Annotated in this window: 21 protein-coding genes; 6 read left to right on the top strand and 15 right to left on the bottom strand. The window is 60.9% G+C overall.

Annotation, left to right across the window (positions count from 1 at the left end; translation table 11 throughout):
- The first annotated feature begins 8 nt into the window (after nucleotides 1–8).
- Complete coding sequence (locus FAX90_RS05115; protein ID WP_144096111.1) at nucleotides 9–359, top strand: DUF2794 domain-containing protein; 351 nt, start codon at nucleotides 9–11, stop codon at nucleotides 357–359.
- Here FAX90_RS05115 and FAX90_RS05110 read toward each other — a convergent pair.
- The 5 genes from FAX90_RS05110 to cysD form a co-directional block, all read right to left on the bottom strand.
- A complete protein-coding gene (locus FAX90_RS05110; RefSeq protein WP_144096108.1) occupies nucleotides 340–1,395 on the bottom strand; it encodes a hypothetical protein in 1,056 nt (351 codons plus the stop codon). The genes FAX90_RS05115 and FAX90_RS05110 overlap by 20 nt on opposite strands.
- Before the next feature lie 82 nt (nucleotides 1,396–1,477).
- A complete protein-coding gene (locus FAX90_RS05105; RefSeq protein WP_144096106.1) occupies nucleotides 1,478–2,209 on the bottom strand; it encodes a 3'(2'),5'-bisphosphate nucleotidase CysQ in 732 nt (243 codons plus the stop codon).
- Entirely contained in the window at nucleotides 2,206–2,487 is a 282-nt protein-coding gene (locus FAX90_RS05100) for a DUF2061 domain-containing protein (RefSeq protein ID WP_144096104.1), read from the bottom strand. The genes FAX90_RS05105 and FAX90_RS05100 overlap by 4 nt, the downstream gene beginning before the upstream one ends.
- A gap of 28 nt (nucleotides 2,488–2,515) precedes the next feature.
- Entirely contained in the window at nucleotides 2,516–4,441 is a 1,926-nt protein-coding gene (gene cysN, locus FAX90_RS05095) for a sulfate adenylyltransferase subunit CysN (RefSeq protein WP_144096102.1), read from the bottom strand.
- Nucleotides 4,441–5,490: a sulfate adenylyltransferase subunit CysD gene (gene cysD / locus FAX90_RS05090; protein ID WP_276612183.1), complete on the bottom strand. Its 1,050-nt coding sequence runs from the start codon at nucleotides 5,488–5,490 to the stop codon at nucleotides 4,441–4,443. The genes cysN and cysD overlap by 1 nt, the downstream gene beginning before the upstream one ends.
- On the opposite strand from cysD, the gene FAX90_RS05085 reads away from it, so the two are divergent.
- Entirely contained in the window at nucleotides 5,443–6,543 is a 1,101-nt protein-coding gene (locus FAX90_RS05085; protein ID WP_240704730.1) for a helix-turn-helix transcriptional regulator, read from the top strand. The genes cysD and FAX90_RS05085 overlap by 48 nt on opposite strands.
- A 19-nt stretch (nucleotides 6,544–6,562) precedes the next feature.
- Here FAX90_RS05085 and FAX90_RS05080 read toward each other — a convergent pair whose 3' ends face one another.
- Both FAX90_RS05080 and FAX90_RS05075 read right to left on the bottom strand, forming a co-directional pair.
- The gene (locus FAX90_RS05080) at nucleotides 6,563–7,366 is read right to left on the bottom strand and encodes a lysozyme (RefSeq protein WP_240704729.1); all 804 of its coding nucleotides are present in this window, start codon (nucleotides 7,364–7,366) and stop codon (nucleotides 6,563–6,565) included.
- 153 nt (nucleotides 7,367–7,519) lie between these two features.
- Nucleotides 7,520–8,242, bottom strand: a complete 723-nt coding sequence (locus FAX90_RS05075) for an HAD-IA family hydrolase (RefSeq protein WP_144096098.1) — start codon at nucleotides 8,240–8,242, stop codon at nucleotides 7,520–7,522.
- A gap of 110 nt (nucleotides 8,243–8,352) precedes the next feature.
- On the opposite strand from FAX90_RS05075, the gene glmU reads away from it, so the two are divergent.
- From glmU to FAX90_RS05060, 3 genes are all read left to right on the top strand, one after another.
- Nucleotides 8,353–9,711, top strand: a complete 1,359-nt coding sequence (gene glmU, locus FAX90_RS05070) for a bifunctional UDP-N-acetylglucosamine diphosphorylase/glucosamine-1-phosphate N-acetyltransferase GlmU (protein WP_144096096.1) — start codon at nucleotides 8,353–8,355, stop codon at nucleotides 9,709–9,711.
- 43 nt (nucleotides 9,712–9,754) lie between these two features.
- Complete coding sequence (glmS, locus tag FAX90_RS05065) at nucleotides 9,755–11,578, top strand: glutamine--fructose-6-phosphate transaminase (isomerizing) (protein WP_144096094.1); 1,824 nt, start codon at nucleotides 9,755–9,757, stop codon at nucleotides 11,576–11,578.
- A 778-nt stretch (nucleotides 11,579–12,356) separates the two neighbouring features.
- Nucleotides 12,357–13,814 carry a hypothetical protein gene (locus FAX90_RS05060; protein WP_144096092.1) on the top strand — a complete coding sequence of 486 codons (1,458 nt, stop codon included), beginning with the start codon at nucleotides 12,357–12,359 and terminating at the stop codon, nucleotides 13,812–13,814.
- Nucleotides 13,815–14,188: 374 nt separating this feature from the next.
- On the opposite strand, the gene FAX90_RS05055 is transcribed toward FAX90_RS05060, so the two are convergent.
- The 3 genes from FAX90_RS05055 to FAX90_RS05045 all read right to left on the bottom strand — a co-directional run bounded on the left by FAX90_RS05055 (nucleotide 14,189) and on the right by FAX90_RS05045 (nucleotide 19,819).
- Entirely contained in the window at nucleotides 14,189–15,241 is a 1,053-nt protein-coding gene (locus tag FAX90_RS05055) for a restriction endonuclease (protein WP_144096090.1), read from the bottom strand.
- 383 nt (nucleotides 15,242–15,624) lie between these two features.
- Nucleotides 15,625–19,053, bottom strand: a complete 3,429-nt coding sequence (locus FAX90_RS05050) for a DEAD/DEAH box helicase (protein ID WP_144096088.1) — start codon at nucleotides 19,051–19,053, stop codon at nucleotides 15,625–15,627.
- A complete protein-coding gene (locus FAX90_RS05045; protein WP_144096086.1) occupies nucleotides 19,040–19,819 on the bottom strand; it encodes a HamA C-terminal domain-containing protein in 780 nt (259 codons plus the stop codon). Before FAX90_RS05045 ends, FAX90_RS05050 begins: the two co-directional genes overlap by 14 nt.
- A 382-nt stretch (nucleotides 19,820–20,201) precedes the next feature.
- Between FAX90_RS05045 and FAX90_RS05040 the strand changes: the two genes are divergently transcribed.
- On the top strand, nucleotides 20,202–20,525 hold the full coding sequence (locus tag FAX90_RS05040; RefSeq protein WP_144096084.1) for a hypothetical protein: 324 nt from the start codon (nucleotides 20,202–20,204) through the stop codon (nucleotides 20,523–20,525).
- A 172-nt stretch (nucleotides 20,526–20,697) separates the two neighbouring features.
- Here FAX90_RS05040 and FAX90_RS05035 read toward each other — a convergent pair whose 3' ends face one another.
- The 5 genes from FAX90_RS05035 to FAX90_RS05015 form a co-directional block, all read right to left on the bottom strand.
- Nucleotides 20,698–21,081 carry a hypothetical protein gene (locus tag FAX90_RS05035; protein WP_144096082.1) on the bottom strand — a complete coding sequence of 128 codons (384 nt, stop codon included), beginning with the start codon at nucleotides 21,079–21,081 and terminating at the stop codon, nucleotides 20,698–20,700.
- A gap of 128 nt (nucleotides 21,082–21,209) precedes the next feature.
- Entirely contained in the window at nucleotides 21,210–21,842 is a 633-nt protein-coding gene (locus FAX90_RS05030) for a tyrosine-type recombinase/integrase (RefSeq protein ID WP_144096080.1), read from the bottom strand.
- Nucleotides 21,843–21,985: 143 nt separating this feature from the next.
- Complete coding sequence (locus FAX90_RS05025; RefSeq protein ID WP_144096078.1) at nucleotides 21,986–23,338, bottom strand: sensor histidine kinase; 1,353 nt, start codon at nucleotides 23,336–23,338, stop codon at nucleotides 21,986–21,988.
- The gene (locus FAX90_RS05020) at nucleotides 23,331–24,005 is read right to left on the bottom strand and encodes a response regulator transcription factor (RefSeq protein WP_144096076.1); all 675 of its coding nucleotides are present in this window, start codon (nucleotides 24,003–24,005) and stop codon (nucleotides 23,331–23,333) included. Before FAX90_RS05020 ends, FAX90_RS05025 begins: the two co-directional genes overlap by 8 nt.
- 60 nt (nucleotides 24,006–24,065) lie before the next feature.
- Nucleotides 24,066–24,455, bottom strand: coding sequence for a PepSY domain-containing protein (locus FAX90_RS05015; protein WP_240704792.1), 390 nt, complete (start codon nucleotides 24,453–24,455; stop codon nucleotides 24,066–24,068).
- Nucleotides 24,456–24,610: the final 155 nt, after the last annotated feature.

Here is a 24,610-nt window from a genome sequence, read left to right as displayed (position 1 = left end):
CGGTCTGAATGAACAACGTCGTATCGCTTCCGCTTGGTCCCATGCGCGGGCAAGCGCAGCAAGTGGGCTTTGAACGTGACGAACTGACCCGCATCCTTGACCTTTACGGGCGCATGGTCGCTGCTGGGCAGTGGCGCGACTATGCCATGGATTTCGACAAGGACGCCGCGCACTTTGCCGCGTTCCGCCGCGCGGCGGAACGTCCCGAGGTGCGGATCGAAAAGCGCCCGTCACTGCGCCAGAAGCAGGGCATGTACACGCTTTACGGCGAAGCGGGGCAGGTCCTGAAACGCGGCCACGAACTGGCCGGGGTTCTTGCCCCCATCGAACGCCGCCTCGTCAAGCTGGTAGAGGACTAGGCACGCCGCTTGCCGGCGGCAGCATGGCCGCGATGCCTTCGGGCAGGAGCGAGACGACGCCTGCGCGGATCTGCGTCCACGCCGCCGAAAGCAGCAGCAGGGCCGATCCGATCACCAGCATGGTGACGGCAAAACCCGCCTCAACCGCGCCAAAGCTTTCGACCAGTTCGCCCACCGCCGCCAGCACATAGGCCAGTGCGGAGACGAGCAGGGCACGCCGATCGATCGCCAGGGCGACGACCCCCAGAGCGACATAGATGACAAGGATCGCGACCGCGCCAGCAGGGCCAAGCGCCGCCCCATCGAACACGCCAAACCAGCTGAACAGCGGATGCGCGATCAGCGGTGCGGCCAGCAGGTGGAGCCAGAAGGCGACGTCGCTGCGCCGTGTGGTGCGTTGCGGGTCCTTCATGTCCCACCACATGGCAAAGCCGAAGACGACCAGGCCGCCGGCGATGATTACGGGAAGTACGATTTCCTCGCTCGGATATCCGCCATCCGCGGTCAGGATCGCGATCACGAACATGACCGTCAGCAGCACGACCGTCGCCGCGCCGGCTGCGATGGCGATGGGGACCTTGAAGCGTTTCCAGTGAAGCCAGGCTGCCCCTGTGGCGAGTATTCCGCCGACGACCACACCCCAAGCCTCCAATGTGCTGCTCCATAAGAGCATTGCTGCCACAGCGACCGGAAACATGACCACCGCGCCGATGAAGGCGACCGTCAGCACGACCGAGGGTAGCGCCATCCTGCGGCGCAGGGCGAAATATTCGCACAGGCCCCATGCGGTGGCGGCCACGAACAGCGCGCCCAGCGGCTTCAGGACGAGCCCGCCGAGCGTGCCCACCGCGATCAGCAGCAGAACAGCGGCCACAGTTACGAAGATGTCGTTGAAACTAGTGAGGAGGCGAAAGCTTTCCTCGTCCTCGTGGGCGATCTGGCGAAGATCCGCGACATGCGCGCGCAAGGCGCGGGCGGCGTCGGGCGACAAGGCCCCTGCCGCAACGGCCGAATTGATATCCTCGTCGCTATACATGTACCGCCCCTGTTTTCCCTGTCGGACAAGAGCCTATGCCCTTCGATCGCGAACGGTCAAGCAGGGGGCAACGACATGCCGTTCAGGCCATGGCGGCGACTTTTGCCAGGACGTCTGCGGCGTGTTCTTTCCGGCAGATCAGCAGGTCGGGCATGTAAGTGTCCTGCCGGTTGTAGACCAGCGGCGAACCGTCGATGCGCGAACAATGCAGGCCATGGGCCAGCGCCACTGCGGCAGGGGCGCAGCTGTCCCATTCGTACTGCCCGCCCGAATGGAGGTAGATGTCCGCCTCGCCGCGAACGATCGCCATCGCCTTGGCCCCGGCGCTGCCCATCGGGACCAGCTCTGCATCGATAGCCTCTGCCACGGCGACCGCTTCCTTTGCGGGACGCGTGCGCGACACGACCATGCGCAGCCGGTCCGGCGCAGGCGGTACGTCGGTGGGCATATCCGTGCGCAGGACTGCGTCAAGGCCGGGCAGGGCGACCGCGCCGATCACCGGCTCACCCTTGATCGCCAGACCCACGTGCACGGCCCAGTCGGTCCGTTCCTCGCCATATTCGCGGGTGCCGTCGACCGGATCGACGATCCACACGCGGTCCTTGTCCAGCCGTTCGGGGGTGTCCTTGCTTTCTTCGGAAAGCAGGCCGTCTTCGGGGCGTTGATGGCGCAGGGCATGGACGAGGAACTGGTTCGCAGTCTGGTCGCCCGCCTTGCCCAAAGCCTTGCCCTCGAACATGCCGCTGTCGCGTACCTCCAAGAGGATACGGCCCGCAACGTTGGCAAGGTGGGCGGCAAGCTGGGCGTCATTCATGTTTGCGGGTCCTCGGTCTGCGCAGACGGCTCTGCGGTCGCGCTCTTGTCTTCCTGATCCCCGGCAAAACCCCAGCGGATCGAAGACCATGCGCGTTCGTGAAAGTAGAACAGCACGACTTTCGTGATGACTTCGGTGCTGGCAATCGCACCGGCGGACTTCACGTCGGAAGTGAACAGATAGCTGAGCAGGAACGTGTCGATGCTGCCCAGCAAGCGCCAGCTGATTGCCTTGGCGGCCGACCGGCTGTGCGCTTCGCGCCCCTTAAATATGAACATGGCAGTACCCCCTTTGCACCGTCATGGCCTATTTCAGAGGCAGGATCTTGCGGATTACGTAATCGGCCGCTTCCTCGACGGTCATCTCCACCGTGTTGACCACGATGTCCGGGTTTTCCGGCTCTTCATAGGGACTGTCGATCCCGGTGAAGTTCTTGAGCTGGCCGGAACGGGCCTTCTTGTAGAGGCCCTTCACGTCGCGCTGTTCGGCCACTTCGAGCGGGGTGTCGACGAAGATCTCGATGAATTCGCCATCTTCCATCAGGTCGCGGACCATCTGGCGCTCTGCCCGGAAGGGGCTGATGAATGCGGTAAGGACGATCAGCCCTGCATCGGTCATCAACTTCGCCACCTCGCCGATGCGGCGGATATTCTCGATGCGGTCGGCCTCGGTAAAGCCGAGATCCTTGTTGAGCCCGTGGCGCACGTTGTCGCCGTCGAGCAGGAAGGTATGGCGGTTCATCACGGCGAGGCGTTTTTCCACCTCGTTCGCGATGGTCGACTTGCCCGACCCCGAAAGCCCGGTGAACCACAACACGCGCGGCGTCTGGTTCTTCATCGACGCATGTTCGGCGCGGCCGATGTCGGTGGGCTGAAGGTGGACGTTCTGGCTGCGGCGCAGGCTGAAGTGCAGCATGCCGGCCGCGACCGTCGCGTTGGTGACCTTGTCGATCAGGATGAACCCGCCCAGCGCGGCATTGTCGGCATAGGGTTCGAAGACCAGCGGCTTGTCGGCCAGCACTTCGGCAACGCCGATCTCGTTCAGCGACAGCGTCTTGGCGGCAAGATGCTCCATCGTGTTGACGTCGATTTCGTATTTCGGCTCCTGCACGGTGGCCGACACGGTCTGCGTGCCAAGCTTCAGCCAGTAGCTGCGCCCGACGTGCAGGTCGTCATCGGCCAGCCATACGACCGTCGCCTCGAACTGGTCCGCCACTTCGGGCGGGTTGTCGGCAACGGCGATGACATTGCCGCGCGAACAGTCGATTTCATCCGCCAGCGTCAGCGTGACCGACTGGCCCGCGACCGCTTCGTCCAGATCGCCGTCCATCGTGACGACGGACTTGACCGTGCTGGTCTTGCCCGAAGGCAGGACGCGGACGGTATCGCCCGGCTTTACGCTGCCGGTGGCGATCAGGCCCGAAAAGCCCCGGAAGTCGAGGTTGGGGCGATTGACCCACTGAACCGGCATGCGGAACGGCCGTTCGGCGGCATAGTCGGCATTGACCTCGACGCTTTCCAGGTGGCTGACCAGCGATGGGCCGGTGTACCACGGCGTGTTGGACGAAGGCGCTTCCGTGATATTGTCGCCCTTGAAGCCGGAAATCGGCATCGCGGTGAAGCTTTCGATGCCGATCGAATTGGCGAATTCGGTGTAGTCGGCGACGATCTTGTCGAACACGTCCTGGCTGTAATCGACAAGGTCCATCTTGTTGACCGCCAGCACGATGTTGCGGATGCCCAGCAGGTGGCACAGGTACGAATGGCGGCGCGTCTGCACCAGCACGCCCTTGCGCGCATCGATCAGGATCACGGCAAGGTCGGCGGTCGATGCGCCGGTCACCATGTTGCGGGTGTACTGTTCGTGGCCGGGGCAGTCGGCGACGATGAACTTGCGCTTTTCGGTGTTGAAGAAGCGATAGGCGACGTCGATCGTGATGCCCTGCTCACGCTCTGCGGCAAGACCGTCGACCAGAAGCGCGAAATCGATGTCCTTGCCCTGCGTGCCCACGCGCTTGCTGTCGTTTTCCAGCGCGGCCAGCTGATCTTCGAAGATCATCTTGGAATCGTAGAGAAGGCGCCCGATCAGGGTCGACTTGCCGTCATCTACGCTGCCGCAAGTGATGAAGCGCAGCATGGTCTTGTGCTGGTGCTGATCCAGATACGCGTCGATATCGTCGGCGATCAGGGCGTCGGTCTTGTAGACCGGATCGGTGGTGTTGGTGTCGGCCATCAGAAATACCCCTCCTGCTTCTTCTTCTCCATGCCGGCACCGCCTTCGTCCTTGTCGATGACGCGGCCCTGGCGTTCGCTGGTGGTGGTCAGCAGGGTTTCCTGGATCACTTCGGAAAGGTTCGACGCCTCGCTTTCGACCGCGCCGGTCAGCGGGAAACAGCCGAGCGTGCGGAAGCGGATCGACCGTTCGGTGATTTCGGGCATCTTGCCCATCACCTTTTCCAGCCGTTCGATATCGTCGGCCATGAACAGTTGCCCATCGTGGACGTACGTCGGCCGCCGGGCCGCGAAATAGAGCGGGACGATCTCGATATTTTCAAGCTGGATGTATTGCCACACGTCCAGCTCGGTCCAGTTCGAGATCGGGAAGACGCGGATGCTCTCCCCTTTGCGCTTTTTCGCGTTGTATAGATTCCACAGTTCGGGGCGCTGGTTCTTGGGGTCCCATCCGTGGCTGGCCGTGCGGAAGGAAAAGACGCGTTCTTTTGCGCGGCTCTTTTCCTCGTCGCGCCGCGCGCCGCCGAAGGCCGCGTCGAAACCATGGAGGTCGAGCGCCTGCTTCAACCCTTCGGTCTTCCACATGTCGGTGTGAAGCGCGCCGTGGTCGAACGGGTTGATGCCGCGTTCTTCCGCTTCGGGGTTGTGATAGACGAGCAGCTCCATCCCGGCCTTCTTCGCCGCGCGGTCGCGCAACTCGTACATGTCCTTGAACTTCCACGTCGTGTCGACGTGCAGCAGCGGGAAGGGGGGCGGGCTGGGGTAGAAAGCCTTGCGCGCAATATGCAGCATCACGGCGCTGTCCTTGCCGACCGAATAGAGCATCACGGGCTTTTCGGTTTCGGCGGCGACTTCACGCATGATGTGGATCGCCTCCGATTCGAGGCGCTGGAGATGCGTAAGATTGGGCATATCGCTCATGACTTCCTTTTTCTTCCGGCGCGGCGTTAGCGAAACGAGGAGGGGGCTGGACCTCCCAAATGGGAGTAGGTATGAGCGCGCATGCGTTATCCCACCCTTGGCGAGACGGAACTGCTGGTGCCCCTGCACGAGGGGATGTTCGAGCAGCCGATGTGGCAGACCTTCCTGTCGCGCCTGCGCAATGCGACCAGCGCCGATTTCGCTGCCCTGTTGTTCCGAACCGCCGATAACGAGGACGTCGTCCGCCTGATTTCGCGTGACGAACCGGCCCCGGGCCGGTTCGAAGACCTGTTCCTGCAGGATTTCGGTTCCGATCCGTTGCAGGGCCGCTTCATGCGCCCCGACCGCGTCTATTCACTGGACGAACTGGTAGAGGCTGGCGGGGCGAATGCTGCCAGGTTCCGGGCAGAGATCCTTGCGCCGATGGGCATCGTGACGATGCGGTCGATGCGGATCGGGCTGGACGACAGGTTCGACGCCTGGCTCGTCGTTGCGGCACGCACGCGGCTTGGCCCGCAAGTGGGCGGGCTTATGACGATGCTGGTGCCGCACTTGCACGTCGCGCTGCGCGTGCTGGACGAGATGGAGCGCGCAAGGGCGCGTTCGGCGGTCAGTACCGATGCGCTCAGTCGCCTCAATTTCGGGTGGATTTCGATCGACGGAATGGGCCGCGTGATCGATATGGATGATGCCGCGCGCCAGATGATGCAAAGATCCGGTGCGTTGCGGGTGGGGCGGTACGACCGGCTGGTCCCCGCATCTCCTTCAGCCGACAGGCAGATCACCGCACTGGTCCGCAAGTTCGCGTCCGATCCGCGTGCGACGCCGCGGGCGATCAATCTCAGCCAGGATCCGTGGATCGACATCCTGGTATCACCGATCCGCATCGACACGCTGGCGCGCACGAACAAGGCCGTGGCCGTGATCTATTTTCGCGGCGACCGCATTTCGAGCGCCGACCGTCAGCAGCAGCTGGTCGACCTGTTCGATCTGACGTCGAGCGAGGCGCGGCTGGCCTGGTTGATGACGCAGGGCAAAACCATTGCCGAGGCGGCGGAGGAACAGGGCCTGACGATCGAGACGGCGCGCAACTATTCGAAGAAGATCTATGCCAAGACCGGCGCACGCGGGCAGGTCGACCTTGTCCGCAACATTCTGACCGGGGTGCTGGCTATCGCCTGAGTGTCAGGGGTTTCAAGTGTCAGGCCGTCTGGCGCGGGTCTTCGTAGGACGCCTGCTGGAATATCGCGGCGCGGCGTTCGCTGCGATGGATCAGCCCCTTCGCGACGCGCCCTGCTGCGGTCGTGTAATGGAGTTCGCGGGCGATCGCGTCGTAATCGCGATTGGCAATCGCCTGATTAAGGCGCGGACTGCGATCTTCCGAGACATTGCCTTCGCCGACGTTGAAGACCAGGTCGACCAGCGCGTCGAATTCGTGCTGATGCAAGGGCGTCGCACCGGCAAGCCTGATCACCGCCTGCTCTGCCTTACGCAGGTCCTTTTCATAGAACTTCATGATGCGAGCGCGCGAAACCCTTTGGCCGACGTGCAGTCCGTCTGCCGGGGTGACAAGGTGTCCGATCCCGACGGTGGGGTAACCGGCGACGTCACGATAGACGGTATAGCGGATGCCTTCTTCCTGCTTCATCGCATCGCGCAATTCGTCGCTGACGCGGAAAGTAGCCGCATGACGGCGGCCTTCCGCCGTTTGCGCGAACATTGTCGCGCTGGCTTCGTCGCGGGCGATTTCGGGCGGGACGACCATGCCGCCAGCGCCAAAGCCGAGCGTACTGGCCGAAATCGCCAGAGCGGCCTTGCGCTTCTTCATGCGGACACGGCTACGCGTGCGGCGGCGTTCGTGCAGATTGCGCAGTTTCTGGCGTATGCTCAGGCGGCGGCGCAGGCTGGGCAAGCTGTCGGCCAGCGGGGTATAGGGCGCTGGCGCGGGAAGCTCGCTTCGTCGCAGGGCTTTCGATTCTATCGTCTTGATCTGGGTATCGGGCAAAATGGCTCCTTGGGGTTATGGTTCAGTACGAACGACCCCGGCGGATTCCGGGCGTTCGTTACCACGGCGTGGCAACGCTTTCGTCCGACCCTCGGTTATTCAACGGATGGGGAGGCCAGACCGTTCCTCGGCCCGGCGCAGGCATGGTGCAGCTCAGAGAGTGGCGAGCGTGCCAATCAGTTCGTCGTAGTGATCGATCACGGCATCTGCGCCCAGCTCGCTTGCGGGCTGGGTGCTATAGCCGAAGCTGACCGCGACACAGGGGTGCCCCGCCGCCTTTGCGGCCCGCGTGTCATAAATGGAATCGCCCACGAAAGCGGTCGGCCCGCCGCCGCACCGGCGCTCCATTTCCAGCAGCATGTCGGGTTCCGGCTTCGCCCTGTCGGTGCCTAGCGTGTCGCCGCCGATGATGCAGGCAAAGCGGTCTGTCATGCCAAGCTGACCCAACAGCTCACGGGCCAGCGATTCCAGCTTGTTCGTCGCGACGGCGAGCTTGATGTCTGCGTCCGCCAATTGATCCAGCGCGCGCATCAGCCCGTCATAGGGCCGCGTTTCGACAGCGATGTTTCGCGAATAATAATCGAGCAGCTCGGTATAAAGCGGGTCGAGCACGCCCTCTGGCACTCGCCCGCCATCCGGCCCGGCCAACGCGCGGGCCAGAAGCTTCTTTGCTCCGCCGCCGATCATCGGGCGGACCTCTTCATAGGAAAGCTGAGGGCGACCCGCGATTTTCAGCGCATGGTTGAGCGCGCCAGCAATGTCGGGCGCCGTTTCCAGCAACGTCCCGTCCAGGTCGAAGCCGACGGTCTGGAACCGGAGCGCCTGCGCGGGGTTGGCAGAATGGGACGCGGAAAGGGAGCGGGGTTGGTCATCCATCGGCTGTGGACCTAGGCCCGATCCACTGGAAAGCGCAACCGAAAGCTGGCAAGGCTGCCCCGGACCACCGGCAGCCTCGCCCGGACGGAAATGTAACCTTCGGGGAGCCGATGAAAGAAGTCGCTACAGTCATACTTGCCGCCGGTAAGGGCACACGCCTCAACAGCGCGCTGCACAAGGTTCTGCACCCGGTCGCCGGGCGCGCGATGATCCATCACCTGCTCGACAGCGCGGCCCGGCTTGAACCGGCCAAGACCGTCGTCGTCGTCGGCGAATATCGCGAACAGGTGCAGGACGCGCTTGGCAACGGTGTCGAATACGCGGTGCAGGAACCGCAACTGGGCACCGGCCACGCGGTCCAGCAGGCCGAACCGATGTTGAAGGACTTCGGCGGCGATGTCCTCATTCTTTACGGCGACGTGCCTTTCGTGAAGCCGGAAACGATGATCTCGATGCTCGACCGGCTTCACGCCGACGATGCGCCCGCGGTCGTCGTGCTGGGCTTCCGCCCGCCCGACACGTTGCGGTACGGCCGCGTCATTTCCGACAGGTTCGGCCGTATCGAGAAGATGGTCGAACACAAGGACGCGAACGAGGCCGAACGTGCCTGCACCTTGTGCAATTCGGGCGTCATGGCGGTAAAGGGCAGCGAGCTTTTCGAACTGCTGTCCCGCGTGGGCAACACCAATGCACAGCACGAATATTACCTGACCGACATCGTGAACCTTGCCAACGAGGATGGCCGCAACTGCGCCGTGGTCGAGTGTGAGGATCACCGCGAAGTCACCGGCGTCAACAGCCGCGCCGAACTGGCCGAGGCCGAGGCGCAGTGGCAGGAATTCAAGCGCGAGGAAGCGATGGAAGGCGGCGCGACGCTGAAAGCGCCGAAGACCGTGTTCTTCAGCTGGGACACGCAGATCGGCAAGGACGTGACGATCGAACAGAACGTCGTCTTCGGCCCCGGCGTGACCATCGCGGACAACGTCACGATCCGCTCGTTTAGCCACCTCGAAGGGGCGGGCGTCGGCGAAGGCTGCGAAATTGGCCCCTTTGCCCGCCTGCGTCCCGGTTCGGTGATGAAGGAAGGGGCCAAAGTCGGCAACTTCGTCGAGATGAAGAAGACGACGCTTGGGCAGGGGGCAAAGGCCAATCACCTGACCTATCTTGGCGATGCCACGGTTGGCAGCGGCGCGAATATCGGCGCGGGTACGATCACCTGCAACTACGACGGCTATTTCAAGCACCAGACGGTGATCGGCGAGCGGGCCTTCATCGGTTCGAACAGCGCGCTGATCGCGCCGGTGAAGATCGGCGCAGACGCCATCGTCGCAGCCGGCAGTGCGGTCAGCCGCGATGTCGGTGACGGCGAACTGCGCATGGTGCGGGCCGAACAACTGGTGAAGCCGGGCTGGGCCGACCGTTTCCATGACGCCATGAAAAAGAAGAAGGCCGCCGCGAAGAAGGACTGATCCTTCAACGCCCTTGCGCCAATCCTGACGGGACAGACACCTTATGTGCGGAATTATCGGTATCGTCGGTACTCAGCCGGTTGCGGACCGACTGGTCGATGGCCTCAAGCGGATGGAATACCGCGGCTATGACAGCGCGGGCATCTGCACGATCGACGACGGCGAACTCGTGCGCCGCCGCGCAGAGGGGAAGCTGTCCAATCTCGTCCATGAGCTGAAGGACGATCCGGCCGACGGACAAGTCGGCATCGCACATACCCGTTGGGCCACCCATGGCGCGCCGACGGAAGCGAATGCCCACCCGCACGCCACGGCCGAAGTCGCGCTGGTCCACAACGGCATCATCGAGAACTTCAAGCAGCTTCGCGACGAATTGATCGCCGACGGCCGCAAGTTTGAAAGCGAGACCGATACCGAAGTCGTCGTCCACCTGATCTCGCGCCGGATTGAACAGGGGATGAGCCCGGAAGAAGCGATGCAAACGGTGCTGCCGCGTCTGCGCGGTGCCTTCGCCCTGGCCGTCGCGTTCCGCAGCCATCCCGACATGCTGATCGGCGCGCGGCTCGGTTCTCCGCTGGTCGTCGGGTATGGGGAAGGGGAGACCTATCTCGGCTCCGACGCGCTGGCGCTGGCCCCGCTAACGCAGCGGATCAGTTACCTCGACGAAGGTGACTGGGTCGTCATAACGCGTGACGGCGCGGAGATTTACGACAAGGACAACAACCGCGTCGACCGTCCCATCGTCCATTCCGGCGCGACCGCCGCCGCGACGGAGAAGGGCAACTACCACCACTTCATGCAGAAGGAGATCTTCGAGCAGCCGACCGTGGTGGCGCAGACGCTGCGCAGCTACGTGCGTCAGCTTGAACGCCAGGTCGCCCTGCCGCAGATCGATTTCGACATCAGTGCCATCGACCGCATCACGATCGTTGCCTGCGGCACCAGCTACTATGCGGGCATGGTCGCGAAATACTGGTTCGAAAAATTCGCACGCGTGCCGGTCGACATCGATGTGGCCTCAGAGTTCCGATACCGCGATCCGGTGCTGCCCAAGGGCGGATTGTCGCTGTTCATTTCGCAGAGCGGAGAGACGGCGGACACTCTTGCGGCCCTGCGCCATTGCCGCGAGGCGGGGCAGACCATCGCGGTCGTCGTCAACGTGCCGACCAGTTCGATGGCGCGCGAGGCGGATCTGCTGCTGCCCACGCATGCCGGCCCCGAAATCGGTGTGGCATCGACCAAGGCGTTCACTTGCCAGCTTGCCGTGCTGGCAGCGCTCGCCGCGCACCTGGCGGTGAAAAAAGGGATGATGGACGCTGCAGAAGAACGGCATGTCGTCGAACATCTGCTGGAAGCTCCGGCATGCCTCAATGCCGCGCTCGACCATGATGACGATATCAAGGCCATGGCGCACCTCATCGCACCGGCACGCGACGTGCTCTATCTGGGGCGCGGACCGGACTTTCCGCTGGCGCTCGAAGGTGCGCTAAAGCTGAAGGAAATCAGCTACATTCACGCCGAAGGTTACGCTAGCGGAGAGATGAAGCACGGCCCTATCGCGCTGATCGACGACAATGTGCCTGTCATCGTTTTGGCCCCGTCGGGCCCGCTGTTCGAGAAGACCGTGTCCAACATGCAGGAAGTCCGCGCGCGCGGCGGGAAGATCGTGCTGATCTCCGACGCCGAAGGCATAGCCGAAGCGGGCGAGGGCTGCATGGCGACGATCGAAATGCCCAAGGTCCACCCGCTGATCGCGCCGCTGGTTTATGCTGTCCCGGTACAACTGCTCGCCTATCACGTCGCTTGCGTGAAAGGCACCGACGTCGATCAGCCGAGGAACCTCGCAAAATCGGTCACCGTCGAATAGCGATTGGGGAGCTGGCTTATTGTGTTGTGAGACAATAAAGTTTTTCCAGATACAATAAAGTTTTTCCACTTTGCCGTTTTTGACAAAAAAGATTTTCCATTCAATTTTGTGATTTTCCGCGGAGTTCTGCCGTTTTCTGAGGTCGCAGGTTTTTTCGCGTTTTTCAGCCTATGCACAAACCGGCTATTTTAAGGTTCCGGTAGAATGCTGAACCGGGAAGATGCACTGTGATGTCAGCCATGTGCCACGACCCTAGTCATCTTCCTTGCCGGGCGCGCGTAAGAGCAGACGTTGTCTTCAAGTGGACGTCTTTGGGGCTTTGCCTCCGTTCCATGACGTTATGCCGGACGGCAGCTCTCGCTAGCGGCCGACATTCAGCGCACTCAAAGACTATATCCGAGTAAGGCAAAGACTGGGCCGTAAGCGGTCAGTCCGCTTCTATTTGGTGAGCGGTTCAAACAGAATTTCAGCTACCGCCATTCCCTAGGGAGCGACATTTCTGGAACCTCGTAGCCAGCGGACAGGTAATCTCACGTCACCCAAGCGATAAGTGCGGAACGCTGGTCGGCGCGCCGCTATAGCTAACTGGGTCGGTTGCAGCCAGTCTGCTCATGGAACCAGTTAACACAAAGCAGCCATCGATAATTCTTACTCACCACAGCTGCCGACGCCTGCTCGGGACGAGGAGACGTTTCGCAGTTGCGCGTGAGTGGCGGTGATCAACGGCCGTGATCGAGGGGCTTGCCCAGGAGCGAGTATTTTGCGCAATACAGGGCCTATGCAACCCCTCTCCGAAGCTGAGATCGAATTTTCTATTGAAACCAATCGCCGGTTGAGCGCTCAGCGCGCGCTCGCTCTAGGCACCTACTTTGTCAGCTTCGTTGAGGCGCATGAGTCTCTTGGCGACATTGAAACCATCGAAATCGTCCATCTCGGTCGCGGCAGCTTTAGAGTTCGCCTGATGGTCATTTTGCGGGATCCGGCCACCGCCACCTTGGCGGCGATGGGGAGTCTTGCAATAGCAGGTGCCGGACTGCTCCGGGAGGAGCCCGATCACGAGTTTGCGAGAGAGGTCGCAGTGGCGTGCATCGACAGCGGCGCTTCACGCTGCAGATTTCGGACCGCCGAAACAGAATTCATTATCGAGCGCGAAGATATACCGGCTGTCTCAAAAGTTCGGATCCTGCGAGCGGAACCAGTAAGTGACGGCCAAAAGCACCTTAGAACTAGCGAAGGAGCAGATTCTGTAATTTCGCATAGCAAAGATGAGGCAGTGGAATATCGCGCTCCAGTCTTTCAGGTTGAGGGTATTTTCGACATTGAAGATGGGCTACCGCATGTCAGAACGATCGATCGCGACTATATCCTCATGGTTGGCGATAGTGATCTTCCACCGCAGGACCGCCTCGCTAACTTCAAGTTGCGGGGGCCTATTCAGCGATACGGAAATGAATACGCGCTCGATGGCTGGGTGCTTGACGGTGACAATGCGGCTGTAATCCTAACCGGACGGATGATCGAACGCCATGGCGGTCGGGCAGTGACATTCGAAACTGCCGATCAGACCTTTGCCCCTATGGTGCCGGATGACACTTTGGGTTGGGTTCCGATGGGACCGCTGGTCGAAGTTAAGGGCTTCGTCTCTGGAGACGACCATCCGACGCTTGCGATCTATACGTGGCACGAACTCGGCGAACCCAAGACCGCGGCCAAGCGTTCGGCGGAATCTCCCGACATCGAATCGTCCGTCGGCCTTATCCATGACGATGCTGCTCCCTTGAGCTTGGAGGAACTCTCCAGTGACCGAAGGACGGGTCATTATTCCGGTGAGATTCATTCCGGCTCCGATGGGCTCGAGTTCAAAGGGTTCGACGGCCGCAGGGCACTGATCGACGGGCTCGGCCACGGCCTCACCATCCCGAATGAAACCCCGATCGAGATCGATGCCACTCTCCGCCGGGGGTCGCGTGGAGGGATGGGCGATCCGCGGCTGATCATCTGGAACTGGCGCCCGATCGACGATATCCAACAGCTCTCCGGTCGTGTCTTCACTGGCATGACTGGATATGTCTTCCACACCGAAGATGGCCGGAGGCTGAGGATCGTCGGTCAGGGCGGGGGTGGGCTGCCAACTGCCGAGCATCTGCTGGTCTTCGCGCGCTTTGTTGATGCTCATCTAGAGGAGATGGCGGAAGCCTCGATCGAAATTTTGGATTGGCGGCGAATAGACGAATAGCCCTGCCTCCTTTTGGGCCGAAAGCGAACAGGCAGCTTTCGAGCAAGACAGAGCGGTAAGCTGACAGCGGCGCAGGTGGCGGCCGATCGTCTGTCCTCTTATGCGGCGTCAACTGCGGCGCATTGAGGCACGGCGCGATAGACGATTTCGCTATCGATATATCACCGAACGATTGCCCTCACCGTACTTCCCGCCGCACCCCAACTTCGTCTCGAAGCTCTCGCAGGTGAAGCCTCAGTCGAGCACGACATAGGCCCGGTGACGCGCGATGCGAGCACGGCTATCTTCCGGGTGAGAACGGCCGGCTGAGCCAGCTGCGAAGGACTGACTGGCGCTTCCGGGTCCTTAGCGAGGCACAGTTGGGGGGCAAGAGCTCATCGGGCCAGCGACATTAGTAAGTCATCGCGCTTTGCGAAGAGCGGCTTCTCATATTCGTCGCCGGTGTCGAATGCCTGCAGCATGCCGCAAAACTCTTCGAGATCGAGGCACAGGATCAGCTTGCCCTGGTCACGAAGCGCCCCGCGGACCGTCCGGCCTGCGTTCTCCGAATAGCCGTTTCGCGCGATGCAGATCGCTACTGAGCGTAGCGCCGTGGCGTAGAGATAACGTTCGGTGGCGTAGATCTGGTCTTGGCCGATCGGGTCAGTGTAGTTCTTGAACTCGAAGACGATATAGCGCGCGCGAAAATCGGCTGACAAAGTCGTCCAGAACGCGCTCCGCACAGGTTGCAGGCGCGCGATCAGATCGACCCGCTGATACCCGTTTTCGATCGCCGATTGGCGCCGCCAGCCGAGAAGCTCGGTGCCGAACAGGAGAATGAGCGCCTCCTCGCACAATTTCTCGAAACTCTGGGCGGCGCCACCCTTGTTCCCCGGCTTGATCGCCTTGAGCGCGCTGGCGATCCGCGCGCCTTCACCTGGCGGTGGCAGCTCCTGGCCGGCGTCGTCGAGCATCGCGACGGTGGTGGCGTTGCTGGGTGCGCTTTCGGCGCCGATCTGAAGGGCACGCAGCAAGTCGGCTAACCGCCGGCTCAAGTTCGGGAAGCGCGTTACGTGCTGAACGAGTCGGTCCAAATCCCACAATTCAATTCTCTCGCCGGATACGTCAGCGAAAGCGAGTCGGGCCTCTGTCGTAATCCGCTGTGGAATGATCAGAATACCCCGCTCAGCATTGCGAGCCTTCATCATCGCGAGCAGGTTGGAGGTAGCGTTATGGATGAGCGCGCGCGAAGCTAGGCCGGACCGGATCAGCTTGAGCTCGACCAACACGTGCGACCCACGCTGCATGATAGAGACGTCAGGCTCTCCGCGCGAGGCGGTGCTGACATCCTTGGCAAGCACTTCCCAGCCGTCTCGCGCGAACAGGTCGGCCAAGAGCTCGATCCAGGCCTGTTCGAGGTTCATCAAGTCGATGTGAAGATCACTCATTCGGCTCACGCCCGCATCCTTTCACTTAACTGTATTGCCAGCGTTGCAGCTATCAACAATGAAGATGCCAACCAAAAATCTCCTCGAGAAGCAAGTTGATGGCACCGAGTTGGTGGGCTCAAAGACAGCAGCGCTTTTCGGTCGATTGCCTGATGGGCCGTTCAGCCACAATGTGCCCACAGGAGCGCGCCGACCAGACATTCCCTAATGCTGAGCCCCAACCGGACCTGGGCCGGAAGCAGACTGGCGGGTATGGGCAAGAGCTCTACGAAACTAGCCAGTTCGCAGTCGACTAGGCTGCCCACGCAGCGCACTGACTTTTGGGCCGATACTGGTAGGCGAGACCTTTACAGGACCGGTGACGAAGGATCTGATTCCGGTTGTTAGAGTAAGGCACCTCGGCCCAGTCTCTCGATCCGTATCGCTCCATTTGGATCAACGCGACCGGCCAACAGACTAGGTCGCGTAAATCTCAATCCTCCAACAATCCGCGAGATCCGCTGAAAGTCCGGAGCCACTAGCCAATTTTCGTCGGCAGCTTCGTCGCGCTCGATACGGTACAGGCCGGGCGCGACCGCGACCGGGTCGGCAACGGCGCGATCACCGGCAACTCGATGCCAGCGCTGAATTACGGCGCTCAGCAATTCGTCGCGGAATCGCTTCCACAGCGCAGCGGTCTCCGGCGTCGGCCAGTCTCCCGCATCGGTCAACGCGACGATCGCGTCACTCTCCAGCCATTCGCGCATGCCGCTGCCGTCCAAGAAATCCGCGCCGCCGGCCTGGACCGCTACAATCGCTGCTCGTCGCGACGGCAATCCCGCCCGCACCAGCATCGACATCTTGAAATCCGGCACTCCGGCTTCGAGCGTAGCGGCCGCGCCACCGACGATAATATCGGGCTCCCACCCAAAGGTTAGGCGCCGGGTACGCAGCGCCTCCAGCGCCCAGAGCAGCTTGTAGGTGAAGACGTCTTCGACGAGCTTCATATGGTCGGCGCCGATCGCGTTGACTGTGGCCCCCGCCACCCAAGCCCGCAGCACATCGCGCCAGTTGCCGGGCAGATCGGCATCGGGCTTGAACGGCCGGATGACGAGCAGGCGTTCTGCTAGCGTCACCAGCGCATCGCCGAGCGCTTCGGCGTCGCCGCGAAGCGCCGCCAGATCGCCTTCGTCGACTAACGCCTCAAGCTCGTCGGCAATGTCATCGAGCGCTAGCCCCGCTTCAAGGCCGACGCCCATCGCGAAATGTCCGTGGCGCTGGAGCGCCGTGGTCGTGTTCCAGATGAGTCGCGCGCGGGTTTGGAGGATGAAACGGTGGTTATTGCGCGAATGCTCCCCGCCGCGATCGACCTGCCGCGCCCAAAGCGATCCTTGTAGTGCCTCGTCGAGCAGTCGCGGCAGGTCGTCGCTGTCTGCATCCAGCGCTTCGACCAACCCAAGCACCGTCGCATCCAGCTTCTCCACGAGCTGCGCCAACGGCTCTTGCTCAACTCCGGTATCCGCGACCTCGCCATCGTCGTCCGCCCCGCCGACTTCTTCTTCCGGCGCCTTCCAACCTTCGCGGGAGTTGGCGAGATACTCGGCAGTGTCGTCGCGGTTGAACGTGCCGCGGGCTGCCATCCGCTCGACGATCTGATTGATCACCTGGATGAGGCCGCTTTGCAGTACGCGATGCCGCGCGGAATTCACGAGGCCGCGCCAAGTCGCGAGCCGCCAGTCGTTCTGATCGAAGATGACGTGGAGCACGAGACCCTCGACGTCCACGAACGCACGGCCGGCGCGGCCGGCGACATTGGCGAATTCCTCCCCCTTAATTAGCTCGCCCGCCCGATAAAGCGACGGGGCGAGCAGGACGGCGGCGTTGAGGTTCAGTCCTTGTGAAAGCGTGGGCGACGCCACGGTCACTTTGAGTACGCCTTCAGCCAGAAGGCGCTCGATCTCACGCAGGAAAGGGTTGGGAAGCCTGCCATGATGGATCGCGACACCAACCCTCAGGCATCGCACCGCCGGATGATCTGCGCCGAGCCATTCGGTGCCAATTTCCAGCGCGCGGGCGATCGCCGCCTCGTCGTCGAGCAGAGAGGGCAGATAGCCTCGCGCATTCAAATCTACGATCGTCGAGCCATAGCCGATCACCGAGTTGGCCTGCGGCTGGAATATCAGCGTCCGCTTCTCCTGGCCCGCAAACTCCCATGCGGCAAACAGGGTAAGCTCCTTAGTGCTTGTCGGTCGCGCCTTCTTGTGCGGCTTGATGGGGTCGACCTCCTCGACGAACCTGGCGACCCAAGGTCCGTCGTCCTCCAGATCGAAGCAAAGCTTGGCAGACTTTGTTTGCCATGCCACCGTGCCGAACCGCTGGCGAGTTGGGCGCCACTCGGACTCGACGGCATCACCCGGCGCATCCGATCTTATCCACGCAGTCAGGTCGGTCAGCGCATCACCGCCGGGCAAGATGGCCGAAAGACAGACGATGCGCCGATCTGCACTGTCCGGCCGGCGCAGTAGACGTTGAACAAGAATCTCGTAGCGGATCTCGCGCTCAGTCGGCCCTATCAGATGGCCCTCGTCCAGCACGATTAAGCCCACATCGTCGATGATCGTCGCGTCGGACCGCAGCGCGAAATCGAGCTTTTCGGGTGTCGCGATGATGATCTTATGGGTGCGCAGCGCGTCTTCATCGCCGGGCGACATGCCCGACGCGCCGTAGAGCGAGGACACCGAGAAACCCAAGGGTGCAAAGGTTCTCCGGAACGAGCGTTCGGTCTGGGCCGATAGCGCCCGGAGCGGTGTCACGACGAGCACACGCCGGCCCGTTGTCAGCGTCATCAACGCCGCTATCTCCGCCACGCGGGTCTTGCCGGCACTGGTCGGAAGCGCGACCACCAAATCGTCAGTAAGATCGCTTGACCGACGTGCGGCCTCTCGTTGGGACGGCCATAATTCGACCTCGGCGTTCTTCCGTGCGTAGAGCGAACCAAGAAACAACCGTCTGAGTTCGGCGTAGCTGTCCTCGCCGCCGGGCGGCGGATCGTGCGGCAGATTGACGTGAAGCGAGTGCGCCCACAGGTCATCGATGAGGCCGCGGCACAGCCTCAGCAGCCACCAGCCCGGCACGATGCCAGCATTCGCCGCAAGACTAAGACCGGCGTCAAGCAGCACTATTGCTTGCTCGACCAAAGGTCCTTCGCCGGTCTGGAGCGCGAAGTCGTAATAGGCGAGCGCGCGGCACGCGGTCGTGTTGAGCATCTCCCCGATCGCCACCTCGGGCGTGATATGATCCTGTTCCAACGCAAACCACAGCCCGTCATCGCTTAGGCTGTCGTCAGTGAGGCGCGACCGTACATGATTGCGGAGCGCATCGAGATCACGCAGCATCAACAGGATCAGCGCGGTCTCGGCCGGACTCTCGTTGAAGCCCTCGGCGCGGTCGCCGAACAGCGAGTAGGCAATCGCCGAGAAACCGGCGAGATGATAGGCGGCCGCAGCGATAGTGCGATGGAAGCTGCGCGTCGCCGATTCCGGCGCGCCGTTACGCACCAGCGCCTCGAAGGCTTTCGCCGAATATTCAAAGCCCTTGCGGGCTATCTCACTCTCACCGCCGCGCTCTTTGAGCGCGAGAGCGGCACGCAGGAGCGCGAATCCATATTCGGCGAGATCGGTTTCGATCGTGCGGCCGAGCGGCGCTGCATCGTCGGGCAATTCGCCATCTCGCCGGATGATCGACCAAGCGGCGCCGCGCCGCAAAAGACCGCCCCAGACATTGTCCTGGGCGGCATTGACAATGAACGCGGTGAGTTCGTCAGCCGTTTCCAAGCGTCACAGCCTCGAAGTAAACGCGGTGGATGAAATCACCGTGGTCCGCGATCCGTAGGTTCGTGCTGTATTGATTTCGGTCGGCAGGAGATGCGTCGAGATCCGCTTTCAGGGACGGCGGCGGAGCATTTCCCGAAAGCGTGAACAGCATATGGTCGATGCGCCCGGGCGGCAGCGTCCTTTGTCCGACCTCATCGCGCAGCGCGCGTCCGAGGGCCTGTTCGTCGGTATTAGGGCTCTCGAGCAAACGGTCCGCGACAAACAGCAAGGACTCAGGAGTGCAGCGGCCGTCGTCGCGATCGAGCGCCTCTCGGGCTTCGGTAATGGCTGTCTTGGCGAGCTGCTGCCGGCTTTTGGACTCGCCCTTGAGCAGGCGGAGCTGCCCGTCGTCGCCCACCACGATACCGATGAAATCGTCGCCACGTAGCGCCATGTTCCGACCGTCCTTGAAGCGCAGCCGCTTGACTGGGATACGAAATCCTAGAGTTTGCTCAGCCAGCTCAGACGCAAGTATTTCGCCTAGATCGCCTGACCGCGCCGTGATGTCGGTGGGCATGCGGGTGCGCAAAATGTCGGCCGCCTTTTCGTAACCGAGACGTGCCGCGTCATCAGCGATGCGACCGAGATCATCGTAGTGGTCGCGCACGGCCTCAAGCAGCAGCGCCCAGATGGTCTCGCGGCCGCCATCCTTCTCTGTCAGCAGCCAGAGGCGCTTTCGGCCAGCAACATCCTCAGCGCATTCGCACCAATCCCAATAAAGCGGCATGAGTTTCCTTGTTACCGAATTTCGGGCGACTATTTCGAATTAGCCGACGATGTCCCGAGGTCCGTCAAGCTCGACCAGTCCACAACCATGAACAAGGCAGTAAAGGTAAAGCTTGTAAAGGCCTTGCAAGCCACTTGGTAGCCCTTGCGGCCATCTAAACGCACGGCGGCTTTCGAGATGGCGCCAAGCGCCGTCAAACGACCGAGTTGAGGGCGCATAGCTGCCTAATGGCTTAGCGCCTGGCGAATGGTAGCTTTTCTTGATCCGACGTCTGAAACCGGACAGGCAGCACACGACCCCATTGCGGACGCACCCGATCTCAAGCCAAAGTGGTTCTCCTGCTCGACCACATCTTTGTTTCCAATGTTTCCAGGAACCTAATATGCCTCGCTACCAGCATTATACACTGGGCTGGTTAGCGTGGGCACTGCAGGCAGCGACCCTAGTAGGTATGATAGAAGGTGGCTTCGAACCTCCTTTCCCGGCGGCGGTAGCTGGGGCAGTCTTCATAGCGCTCAATGTCTTATCGCTTTCGGCATATATTCGCTGGCTCTATGCGCATGATGAAAGTGATTTTCGCGATAGTCTTCCGGCGTTTGGCGCTCTTATGTTTGCCGTTGTCGGGCTACTTTTCGGCGTGAAGTCCATTAGCGCCATAAGGCTGCCTTACGTTTTTGGGCGTCATATTTTCCGTTCGCTGGGTTAGATGGAATAGGAAGCGATAGGCGATCGACCATCGAGCTCTGACGTCAGCTAACCACCCTAATCCTGACATTCGCAACGGCTGGCGAATGTCCCACTAGCAGACTGGCAGCTTAGAGCGATCTTGGTCCAGGATCGGACATTCGGCTAACGACCCATTGCGGACGTTGGCTAAATTAGTCGAACATTCTCGACTTGCCGTGATGCCAGCGAGCCAACGCCAGATAGCAAAAACTCGACGCAACGCTGGAAACCACCACGGCATCCAAAAATGCGCCAAAGGTAGCTGCGTAGGTTCCGCACACGATAATCGGTCCTAAGATGGCGAAGTAAAACGGGTGCCGTTCTATAAGCCGGCCGTAGAACAAGATTATTGCCATTAGTGCGGCAATCCATGGAATGGAGATTATGCCACCAAGAAAGAGGCCCAGCCCGGCACCGCCAACGCTAAAGCCAGCTGTTGTTCCTATCGTCCCGAACATCCCTGTGACTGAAAGTCCAATGGCGTGCGAGAATAGAACGTGCCCGACAACGAGCGAGCGGTTTTCAGGCCTATCCATTGTGCGAGAATGCTTGATTGTTGCTAATGAGGCAACGTCGGCTTGCCACCCCAATGACGGCCGATCAGCGCATGCGGGAGACAACCTGGAAGCGGCCGATCAGAGCTACCGAGCGACCGCTTCTTGGGCTAGATTTCAGTTCGCTCCGCTAAGAGCAGAGCGTCTTCGACGTCGACGCCCAGATAACGCACAGTGTTTTCGATCTTCGTGTGGCCAAGCAGGATCTGGATTGCTCGGATGTTACCCGTCGCGCGGTAAATCATCGCCGCTTTCGTCCGGCGCAAAGAATGCGTACCGTATTCTGCCTTTCGCAGTCCGATCGCAGTTACCCATTCATCGACTAGGCGAGCATACTGTCGAGTGCTCATATGGTCAGCGTGGTTGATACGGCTTGGGAACAGGTAATCTCCAATTGACCCTCCTCGGCGTTCCAGCCAGGCTAGCAAAGTCGCTCGTACATCAGCGGTCAGCTCGAACTGGACTGGACGGCTGGTTTTTTGTTGAATGACGGTTGCCCGGTTACGAATCTCGGGACCCGCGACCACGTCGCCGATCTTGATTTTCACCAGATCGCAGCCGCGCAGTTTGCTGTCGATTGCGAGATCGAAAAGGGCCTTGTCCCTCAATCGTCCTTCGCGATCGAGGTGAAAGCGGATCGCCCAGATCTGCTTCTGCGTCAGCGAACGCTTCGTTCCGACATTCTTGCCAGCGTTCCAAGCCGAACGATGCCGCGTTGCTGCATCAAAACGTGAGTATCCCATTGCGTTTCTCCTGGGCCAAAACGGCCGAAGAGGTAACGCTCAGCGTGTCGTCGTTTGGGCCGATTGCGGACTGGCAGCTTTCGGCAGGAATTCGAGAAAAGCCGCCTATCAGTAGATCCGCACTCGACATACAGCTTACTTGCCTATGTCACTGGACGTATCTCCAATGCCAAACCAGCTTCGCTGCCAATCGTAATGTCCCACTCATGGGCTTCAGCTACGGCTTTGACCAGTGCGAGCCCGAGGCCGCTGCCACGGGTGGTTCGGGATGCATCGGCACGATAAAAACGGTCGAAAATATAGGGTCGATGCGCCGGATCGATGCCAGGGCCATTGTCGGTAAACCTGGCTATCCAATCAGTGCCTCGTCCTTCCAGAATTACGCGAATAATAGTTCCGCGGGGGGTGTGGACCGCCGCATTGTCGACCAGATTAGAGAACATCTGCTGTACCAGCGCACGATCGCCGAATATTTCTATGCCTGGTTGCAAATCCGATACAAGCTCGCGCCCACCGTCTGTCATTGCCGGTCGGTAGGTTTCAACTAGATCTGCCAACATTGATGAAAGATTGAAGGTGGTGAAATGCTTTTGCAATCCACCGCCTTCGATCTGAGCGATCCGCAGCATTGAACCGAACATGTCGAGCATGGTCCGCGATTCATCGAGGGCACTGTCCACGAGGGCGTTAGCAGCGACGGGATCACTTTCGTCCTGAGCCTGCTCCAGCTTGCGTTGCAGACGCCCCAGTGGCGTGCGCATGTCATGCGCGATATCGTTGGTGACCTGACGGATTGCTCCCATAACGCTTTCGAGCCGGTCCAGCATCCGGTTCAGTTGCGCGGACAGCAGGTCGATCTCGTCTCGTGCCGTGCTGACCGGCATACGCTGAGCCATATCGCCGCCCATCACTTTAGCAGCCACACTATTCAGCCGGTCAATCCGGCGGAAATTGCGCAGGGCGATCCTCCAGCCGAGCAGAAACGAAAGAAGGATGGCAAAGCCGGTTGCAGCTAGGCCAGCCAGAAGCAGTGCCTCGCGCAATTCGCTGACGTGTTCATCTTCCTGCCCGACGAAGACATAGCCACCATTGCGACCTCTCATGCCGAAACCGATGATGCCGGAATCGTCGAGCCGCTCTCCATCAATGAAGCTGCGATGGACCTGATCCGGCGAAAGGACACGGGCTCCCATCAAGTGCTGTCGTGGCACCAAGTCACCGATCAGTGCCTTGCCTTGGGCATTTTCGACATAGCGAAACAGCTCTTCCTGCGCGGGAACAATGTGCGATAGCTCTTCCTCATCGTCATCCTCTTCGAGGGCCTGCTCCAGCGTGCGCGCACGTGATTCAACCGAGGCCGAAATCTGATGTTCGATTGTCGATGTGGCGACTTTATAGACCAGCGCCAGCAAGACCACCGTCAGCCCCACGAACAGCGCGCCGGACAGCATTGCGGTGCGAAACGCTCCAGAGCGCCAGAAACCGACGTCATCCATCGATGATGTATCCCGCGCCGCGCACTGTGCGAATAGCCGATTGTTCGGACTCCTCGTCCAGCTTTGATCGCAGGCGGCTGATGTGGGTTTCGACAATGCTTGTCGCCGGATCGAAATGAAAACCCCACACACCTTCCAGCAGCATGGTGCGAGTGACGATCTGCCCTGCGTTACTGAGCAGGAACTCCAGCAGGCGGAACTCCTGCGGCTGCAGGGTGACCGGCTTGCCATCTCGGGTGACCGTGCGGGCGAGCAGGTCCATTTTAATACCACCCGCCACCAACTCTGTTTGTATATTGGCGGTTTGACGCGGTCTCCGGCCTAGTGCCATTACTCGTGCCGCAAGCTCTGAAAAGGCGAAGGGTTTGACGAGGTAGTCATCGCCGCCTGCCTCCAGTCCATCCACCCGGTCGGACACGCCATCCAGCGCGGTCAGGAACAGCGCAGGCGTCGTGTTCTTCATCGACCGTAGGCCACGGATAATGGCCAGGCCGTCCATTCCCGGCAGCATCCGGTCGAGCACCAGCACATCGTAAGGCTCGCTGCCCGCCATCAGGAAAGCTTCTTTTCCTTCGCCGGTCACATCGACGACATGGCCCAGTTCGAGCAGGCCATTGGCTACGAACTGGGCAGTTTCATTGTCATCTTCGGCTACAAGAATCTTCATATCCGTCCGTCTTTCGCAGATAGGAAGCGGCGGGCCGCAACCCGCCACTTGCCCATGCGATCAGTCGTCGTCCTGTTCGCCATCTTCATCGTCCTCATCGTCCGCCTGGACGGAGAGCACCTTGCCAGTTTTGCCGTCGATCTTCACTTCCCGCTCATCCGCGCCCGAACCGACGCTGACTTCCCAGGCTGGCGTGGCCGCTTCATCGTCAAGCTCGACTTCGGCGACCTTCAGGCCGGTGTGCTCCGCTGCGATCCGTGCGGCATCGCTGGCCGTGATCGTCGCGCTTGAGAGCATCCGTGCTTCTGCGGCGTCTTCCTGCGCTTCTGATTGATCGTTGCCCCCACCCTTCATGCCAAGGCTTTCGGCATTGGCGATGCCGGCTGCGCCCAGACCTCCGAGTGCCGCGACACTCAGAACGGCAGCGATCAGTTTGTTCTTGGTTGTCATACTCTTCACTTTAAGCTCCTTCACTCGATCCGTGAATGGACCGTGAGCTCTTTCTGGCAGCTGCAAGTTTTCCGGGAGACTTCGTTCCCCATACAATTTGGTAAGAGTAGTTTGGTGACGTCTGTGTGAAACATACAATTCGGTAACATTGAGGA

It is taken from the genome of Croceicoccus sediminis (assembly GCF_007570835.1).
GTDB classification, from domain to species: Bacteria; Pseudomonadota; Alphaproteobacteria; order Sphingomonadales; family Sphingomonadaceae; genus Croceicoccus; species Croceicoccus sediminis.
The sequence above is the reverse complement of the archived record's forward strand: the minus strand, read 5'-3'. Positions and strand labels throughout refer to the sequence as shown.

Excerpts from the sequence above, each read along its gene's own strand:
- FAX90_RS05115 (WP_144096111.1), top strand. The coding sequence starts at position 9 with ATGAACAACGTCGTATCGCTTCCGCTTGGTCCCATGCGCGGGCAAGCG.
- FAX90_RS05110 (WP_144096108.1), bottom strand. The coding sequence starts at position 1,395 with ATGTATAGCGACGAGGATATCAATTCGGCCGTTGCGGCAGGGGCCTTG.
- FAX90_RS05105 (WP_144096106.1), bottom strand. The coding sequence starts at position 2,209 with ATGAATGACGCCCAGCTTGCCGCCCACCTTGCCAACGTTGCGGGCCGT.
- FAX90_RS05100 (WP_144096104.1), bottom strand. The coding sequence starts at position 2,487 with ATGTTCATATTTAAGGGGCGCGAAGCGCACAGCCGGTCGGCCGCCAAG.
- cysN (WP_144096102.1), bottom strand. The coding sequence starts at position 4,441 with ATGGCCGACACCAACACCACCGATCCGGTCTACAAGACCGACGCCCTG.
- FAX90_RS05085 (WP_240704730.1), top strand. The coding sequence starts at position 5,443 with ATGCGTTATCCCACCCTTGGCGAGACGGAACTGCTGGTGCCCCTGCAC.
- FAX90_RS05075 (WP_144096098.1), bottom strand. The coding sequence starts at position 8,242 with ATGGATGACCAACCCCGCTCCCTTTCCGCGTCCCATTCTGCCAACCCC.
- glmU (WP_144096096.1), top strand. The coding sequence starts at position 8,353 with ATGAAAGAAGTCGCTACAGTCATACTTGCCGCCGGTAAGGGCACACGC.
- glmS (WP_144096094.1), top strand. The coding sequence starts at position 9,755 with ATGTGCGGAATTATCGGTATCGTCGGTACTCAGCCGGTTGCGGACCGA.
- FAX90_RS05060 (WP_144096092.1), top strand. The coding sequence starts at position 12,357 with ATGCAACCCCTCTCCGAAGCTGAGATCGAATTTTCTATTGAAACCAAT.
- FAX90_RS05055 (WP_144096090.1), bottom strand. The coding sequence starts at position 15,241 with ATGAGTGATCTTCACATCGACTTGATGAACCTCGAACAGGCCTGGATC.
- FAX90_RS05045 (WP_144096086.1), bottom strand. The coding sequence starts at position 19,819 with ATGCCGCTTTATTGGGATTGGTGCGAATGCGCTGAGGATGTTGCTGGC.
- FAX90_RS05040 (WP_144096084.1), top strand. The coding sequence starts at position 20,202 with ATGCCTCGCTACCAGCATTATACACTGGGCTGGTTAGCGTGGGCACTG.
- FAX90_RS05035 (WP_144096082.1), bottom strand. The coding sequence starts at position 21,081 with ATGGATAGGCCTGAAAACCGCTCGCTCGTTGTCGGGCACGTTCTATTC.
- FAX90_RS05030 (WP_144096080.1), bottom strand. The coding sequence starts at position 21,842 with ATGGGATACTCACGTTTTGATGCAGCAACGCGGCATCGTTCGGCTTGG.
- FAX90_RS05025 (WP_144096078.1), bottom strand. The coding sequence starts at position 23,338 with ATGGATGACGTCGGTTTCTGGCGCTCTGGAGCGTTTCGCACCGCAATG.
- FAX90_RS05020 (WP_144096076.1), bottom strand. The coding sequence starts at position 24,005 with ATGAAGATTCTTGTAGCCGAAGATGACAATGAAACTGCCCAGTTCGTA.
- FAX90_RS05015 (WP_240704792.1), bottom strand. The coding sequence starts at position 24,455 with ATGACAACCAAGAACAAACTGATCGCTGCCGTTCTGAGTGTCGCGGCA.